Raw genomic sequence first — 5,519 nt, forward strand, 5'->3', positions numbered from 1 at the left:
CAATATCTCTGATAATCTGCTACATCCTCCCAACGCGGTGGTTCGGACAACAAAAATCAGGTGTAAAGGTCTATATTGCATTGTGCCGTAGAGGGTTTAGTTATTTTTCTCCTTGTCCGATACCTAGAAAGTAGACGACAATTATTTATCCATTCACTGTTTGGTTATTTTGTCAATGCGTAAGTCCTATTGGTGATCACTCTCACGCCGTCAGTCTCATATTCAGGAGCAGGATTAGCATTACTCAAGGTGGGGGAGACTCCCACAGCTAAAGTTGAGAGCGCTACCAGACAAGCAAGTCGGATGTTTAGGAATGAAAAATCAATAACTTGATGAATTATCAGATACAATGAAGAACAAGGGTAGATCGCTTACCTTACCAAAACTGAGAGCAAGTTGCAACAGTTTTTTTATTACAGTACACTATTTTACCTGGAAACCCAGGTTTTATTCTAGTTCAATTGAGTCAGAAATGAAGAAGTTTTATAACTCTTTATCAGAGAAAGATAAAAGAAGGTATGCAGGGATAGAGGCTCAAAACTTGGGCTGGGGTGGAATTAGCTATATAATACGACTTTTGGGATGTAGTCGAAATACCGTCCTCCAGGGAATAGAAGATTTTAAAAAAAATGGAGCAACAGATAGAGACAGTCAATAATTCAAAAATTAGAAATTCTGGAGGTGGAAGAAAAACTATTTTATCTACCCAAATCGGAATTGATGCCGCCTTTTTAGAAGTTTTAAAATTTTCCCCAGCCGGAGACCCAATGAATGAGTTAATTAAATGGACTAATTTAACACAGAAACAAATAGCTCTAGGACTTAAAGAAGCCGGATTTTCTGTCAGTCTTCCCCTACTAACGAAACTCTTAAAAAAGCATGGATATGTAAAACGAAAAGCCCAAAAAAAGCAAACAATAGGAAGTAATAAAAATCTTAATGCTCAATTTGAAAAACTTGCTAGGCTCGACACACAGTATAGAGAAGCAGGCAACCCCATTATTAGTTTTGATACCAAAAAGAAAGAAGTTTTAGGTGATTTGTATCGTTCCGGTACTCTTTATACAACCGAACTTGTCCTTACTGTCTTACCATGATTTTTGGAGTTTAGGTTGCGGGAAAGTAATTCCACAGGGAATTTACGCTTGCCAAAAAAATAGAGGGTATGTAACATTAGGCAACAGTAAGGAGACCAGTGAATTTGCTTGTGACTCCATCAAAAACTGGTGGAATAATTATGGAAAAGCCGCTGCTCCCAATGCCAATTCGATTTTAGCTAAGTGTGATGGTGGCGGCAGCAATAATGCTAATTATTATATCTTTAAACAAGATTTACAAAAATTAGTCGCTGAAATTGGAATTGAGATCACAATTGCTCATTACCCTCCGTATACATCTAAATACAATCCCATTGAACATCGACTCTTCCCTCATATAACCAGAGCCTGTCAACGAGTGATTTTTACAAGTCTAAATTTAGTCAAAAGTCTCATGGAAAAAACTCACACTAACAAGGGTCTATCTGTAGTTGTAAATGTGCTCGATCAAATTTATAAAATTGGTCGAAAGGTGAGTGATGATTTCAAGAAAAACATGAAAATTGTTTTTGATGAATATTTACCCAAATGGAACTATCGAGCCGTACCTCAACTCACACTAATTAATCAAGTTATTAATTGTTTATTCCTTAGTTTCATAATACAAACTGATTTATAGTTTGATAAAGTCTACAACACTAGCCGGAAAAAACCCGGTTGAATTTTCAATTTTTAATTTTCACTTGTGACTCGGCTGGCGTTTCCCCACCGTACAAATAGCGGTAACTCATCCGAGAAATCTCCCGAATCAATGTTTGAGCTGGCTTCTCGCTTTCCGGCGAATGCTTCACCATCACCGCCACCAAATAACGCTTACCGTTCGGCAAATCCACCATCCCCGCATCCGCTAGCATTGTATCAATGTTGCCGGTTTTGTGAGCAATAATTGAACCTTCGCCTAAACCTTTCGGCAGCAAAGAATCATTTCTAGTTTGGCGCATGATTTGCAAAATACGATCGCGCGATTTCACAGATACCAAATTACCCCGATCGATCTGGGCTATGATATTAATCAAATCCTGCGGACTGGTAGTATTAGTTCCCTCCAAATCAGGCAAATTATTGCGGAGAACCGTCGCCTTCAAACCCCAATTGGCAAAATGCTGATTCAACACTTCAGCACCTCCCAACAACTCAATCATCATATTTGTCGCCGTATTGTCGCTGACAACAATCATCTTTTGGGCAACTTCCAAAGCCGAATACTTCTTGCCCGCAGCCTGGTCTTGCATATCTCCAGAACCGCCGACAATGTGTTCGGACTTCAGCGTCAGCATCTGATCTAACTGCACTTTGCCCTCATCTACTGCTTGGAAAAAAGCTACTAAAATTGGCACTTTGATCGTGCTAGCTGAAGCAAAAGCAGTATCCCCATTAAAATTTAGGTAGCTTCCAGTATCTAAATCGACTAGAAATATTCCGGCTGTCAAACTAGGATTTTCTGTTGCTAAAACCTGAACTTGCGTTTTCAAAGCTCCTAATTCTTGATTCAATTGCAGCACTTCTGGGGTTGCGGATGCCGCAGATGCGCTATCGGCTGGGTTTTTCTGCCCTGCGGTGGTTTGTTCTTCTGTCGCTACAGTGGATGCTCGACTGACGGCATTTACCACCGACAGCAGCGTACCGCAAATCACCGCTATCCCAACTCCCAAAATCAGCAAGCGAGTAGCGTACACCAACGGCGGCACGCTCCGAGGTGCAGAGCGTTTACCCGGTCTCTGACTCGCTTGTGGGCGCGGTTTAGGCACGGGGCGTTTGTTGGCATCTGCGGGGATTACCGTGTCTGAAATGCGCGTTGGGGGCGAACTGGGACGACTTCCACGGGTGGCAGGGGGAGTGGCAGTTGGGAGCTGGCTGTTGGGATTGCTGGCGATCAAACTCACATCTTCCCGCTCCTGATTCGGGTCCGGAAACTCAAACATATCGACAGCAGCGAGGGCTTTTTTGCGTGGTTGGCGAGTCTTCGACTGCGGAGTTTTGCTGGTTCTGGGTTTTCTGGGGTTAATTGCCGATCGGGGATCGGATAAAAAGTCTTGTGTAGTAAATTCTTCCGAAGATGTGGGAGAATTGGCTCCATTTCTGCTGCCGCGGCCCTGTTGCGGTGGCAAAGTCGCAGGTTCGGGCGATCGAATTTCTGAATTGCCGTTTGGCGGTTGCGGAGGGCGACGGCGGCCGGAGTTGCCAGACTGACTTGCTTTGCCGGACTTAGGCTGCTTTGAGCCGGAGTTTGGAGAGGATATCGACGAGGATATCACCGATAATATCGATCCTTTGGGAAACCGCTCTGCCACGTCTTACTCCTTCATCACTACTGTAAAGTTCAAGTTTAAGATTTTTCAGCTTGTCAGCCAATCAATTTTAGATTTTAGATTTTAGATTTACCCCAGACGCTGCATGGTATCAGCAACCGGGTTTATTGCTCGCAAATTATCGCAAAGCTTAGGTTTTTAGTCAAGAAACCCGGTTATCAAGGTGACAAGTGGGTGCAGGAAAGTTCTCTGTGAAAAAAATCCTCAATCTGCTTCGTAAAACTTCCCCAAACTTGACTAAAGCTATCTTTAATCACAGTTCGGCGTTCACTTCCTGCGCTGTTGGGTGGTCGGCCATCCCAAGATAAGCAGGCTATCCCCCAATAGCCTTGGGTTCCCAATTTAAAATAATTAAAGTCAGCGAAGGAGTCGCCTCCTCCACTGCTCTCCAAAACGGAACGTGATAGTTTCCCATCATTCCGCTCCTCAATAAAACGGCTGTTGTCATCAGTACGTCGTTACCAACATATCGTTTTTCCAAACCCAAGAGCTTGGTTCCACTGGTGGCTTAGGTTTAGCACTTTTGCAGCTAGATTTGTTACCGAGACTGCCATCATTGGCGGTCTTTGTGTCGTGGCAATGTCGATGAAGTAGTTGCCAATTATCATACGAGTCCCTTCCACCTTTCGATTTGGGGACGATGTGGTCAACCTCTATCGAATCTCCATCTTTGAAGTAGTTATCGCAGTGAGCGCATTTCCCTTTTTGTCGCTTGAGTAATTTAGCCACTCTTACGGGTATTTCGGGGTGTACTCCCATTCTTGAACTCCAATATATCCAGTCCCCGTCATAGGGTGATGCCATCCCTTTTACTTTTACATAGCGCTTTATTTCGGTGGAGCTATGTTGTATTAGCATTTGAGGATTGTTACCCTCTCCGGTTGCGAACACCCAGTTATTGCTTTCTACGGTTTTAAAGTATTTGCGGCTTATCCACTTTTTACTTTTATTCCTATGACGATGGCGACCCCATTTCATGAGCTTTTAAAACACTAGATTCTTCAGCCTATCAAATACTCTTTGGCTGACGACAGTTGAGAAGTATTTACACCAACCCCTTATGATAGGATTGATTTTCTTAATTAAAATCGCTTGGTTTAATCCTCGCTATTTATTTATTACTTCAGCAACTTTTCTGTAGTGCCTTTTCTGACTCTCTTTACTGGGGGTGATAATAGTCTTATAACCTAGTGATCCGCCCCTGCTTTTGGTTCCTGAATTGTATTTCCCGACTGGGAATTGCCTGATGTTAAACCCTAAAAAATCGAATCCGGGTTCTTCATCCACTAATTTATTTAGGGTGTGGGCTAATCTTGTCTTACTCGGTTTTAATTCTAACCCAATGCCACTCAACCACTTCTCTATCTCCAATTTACACAGCTTTATGACTTCTAAATCCTCATGAAGGACTACAAAATCATCTGCGTATCTAATCAGTGAAATCGATTTAAGCTTGTCTCTTACACTCAATTGAGTGTTGTCAGGTCGCTTCATATCGAATTTTGGGGCTAAACCCAGGGTAAGAGCATCTCAATCATGCTTGACAAAAGCACTTGAGAATTTGCATCATATAGTCATTGTTCATCGCAGCCCGTTTGATTTTTTGTCGCAGGCTACGCTGGAGAGTTGTTTCTTGGTTAACCGCATTAAGCGCGAGCCGTCTTACCAGAGCGAAGTTCTGAGGACTGTTTAATGAGCGAATCCGGGATTTATCTTCATTAAAAGTCACATCTAAACTCCAATGAACTTGGTTTTCAATGCTCCAATGTTGACGAATAGCACGACCATTTAGCTGGGCGTCTACTGGTAAAGAACTTAGGTAAAACTGTACCTCGTGCGTAGTTTTGTTCCAAAGATGACGAACTCTTTCGACGATAACAATAGTCTGCAAGCCTGCCCATTGCTCTTGCTTGTAAACTCCTCCGACTTTGGCAACTGATACCGCCCAGACTTTTCGAGTTTCGAGGCGATGATGCCCCTTTTCTGTTCGGGAATCATAACTCATTTCAATCCCCATGAATTCCTGAGTTTTTGCAGTCTCAAACCAGTCTTTTACTTGATTGTAAAGAGTGGGATGATTGCTTTTTAGTGCCACGACATAATCGGCTTTTTT

Annotated in this window: 7 protein-coding genes and 1 pseudogene; 2 read left to right on the forward strand and 6 right to left on the reverse strand. The window is 42.8% G+C overall.

The features are described 5' to 3' along the window. The first annotated feature begins 629 nt into the window (after positions 1–629). Positions 630–1,097, forward strand: a complete 468-nt coding sequence (locus QUA74_RS29090) for an ISAzo13-like element transposase-related protein (protein WP_333336126.1) — start codon at positions 630–632, stop codon at positions 1,095–1,097. Further along, the gene (locus tag QUA74_RS29095) at positions 1,075–1,716 is read left to right on the forward strand and encodes an ISAzo13 family transposase (protein ID WP_333336128.1); all 642 of its coding nucleotides are present in this window, start codon (positions 1,075–1,077) and stop codon (positions 1,714–1,716) included. Before QUA74_RS29090 ends, QUA74_RS29095 begins: the two co-directional genes overlap by 23 nt. Positions 1,717–1,762: 46 nt before the next feature. On the opposite strand, the gene QUA74_RS29100 is transcribed toward QUA74_RS29095, so the two are convergent. The 6 genes and pseudogenes from QUA74_RS29100 to QUA74_RS29125 form a co-directional block, all read right to left on the reverse strand. Then, positions 1,763–3,352 carry a serine hydrolase gene (locus tag QUA74_RS29100; RefSeq protein ID WP_333336131.1) on the reverse strand — a complete coding sequence of 530 codons (1,590 nt, stop codon included), beginning with the start codon at positions 3,350–3,352 and terminating at the stop codon, positions 1,763–1,765. Between the two features lie 367 nt (positions 3,353–3,719). Next, entirely contained in the window at positions 3,720–3,893 is a 174-nt protein-coding gene (locus QUA74_RS29105; RefSeq protein WP_333336141.1) for a hypothetical protein, read from the reverse strand. Beyond that, a complete protein-coding gene (locus tag QUA74_RS29110; protein ID WP_333336134.1) occupies positions 3,854–4,384 on the reverse strand; it encodes an HNH endonuclease signature motif containing protein in 531 nt (176 codons plus the stop codon). The genes QUA74_RS29105 and QUA74_RS29110 overlap by 40 nt, the downstream gene beginning before the upstream one ends. Before the next feature lie 6 nt (positions 4,385–4,390). After that, positions 4,391–4,498 (reverse strand): annotated as a pseudogene (locus tag QUA74_RS29115) (group II intron maturase-specific domain-containing protein); the annotation flags it as partial. A gap of 15 nt (positions 4,499–4,513) precedes the next feature. Continuing rightward, positions 4,514–4,900 carry a reverse transcriptase domain-containing protein gene (locus QUA74_RS29120; protein ID WP_333336136.1) on the reverse strand — a complete coding sequence of 129 codons (387 nt, stop codon included), beginning with the start codon at positions 4,898–4,900 and terminating at the stop codon, positions 4,514–4,516. Positions 4,901–4,940: 40 nt separating this feature from the next. After that, positions 4,941–5,519, reverse strand: a 579-nt coding sequence (locus QUA74_RS29125; protein ID WP_333336138.1) for an ISAs1 family transposase, incomplete at its 5' end; no start/stop codon positions are given.

The sequence above is a fragment of the Microcoleus sp. LAD1_D3 genome (assembly GCF_036702135.1).
GTDB lineage: Bacteria > Cyanobacteriota > Cyanobacteriia > Cyanobacteriales > Microcoleaceae > Microcoleus.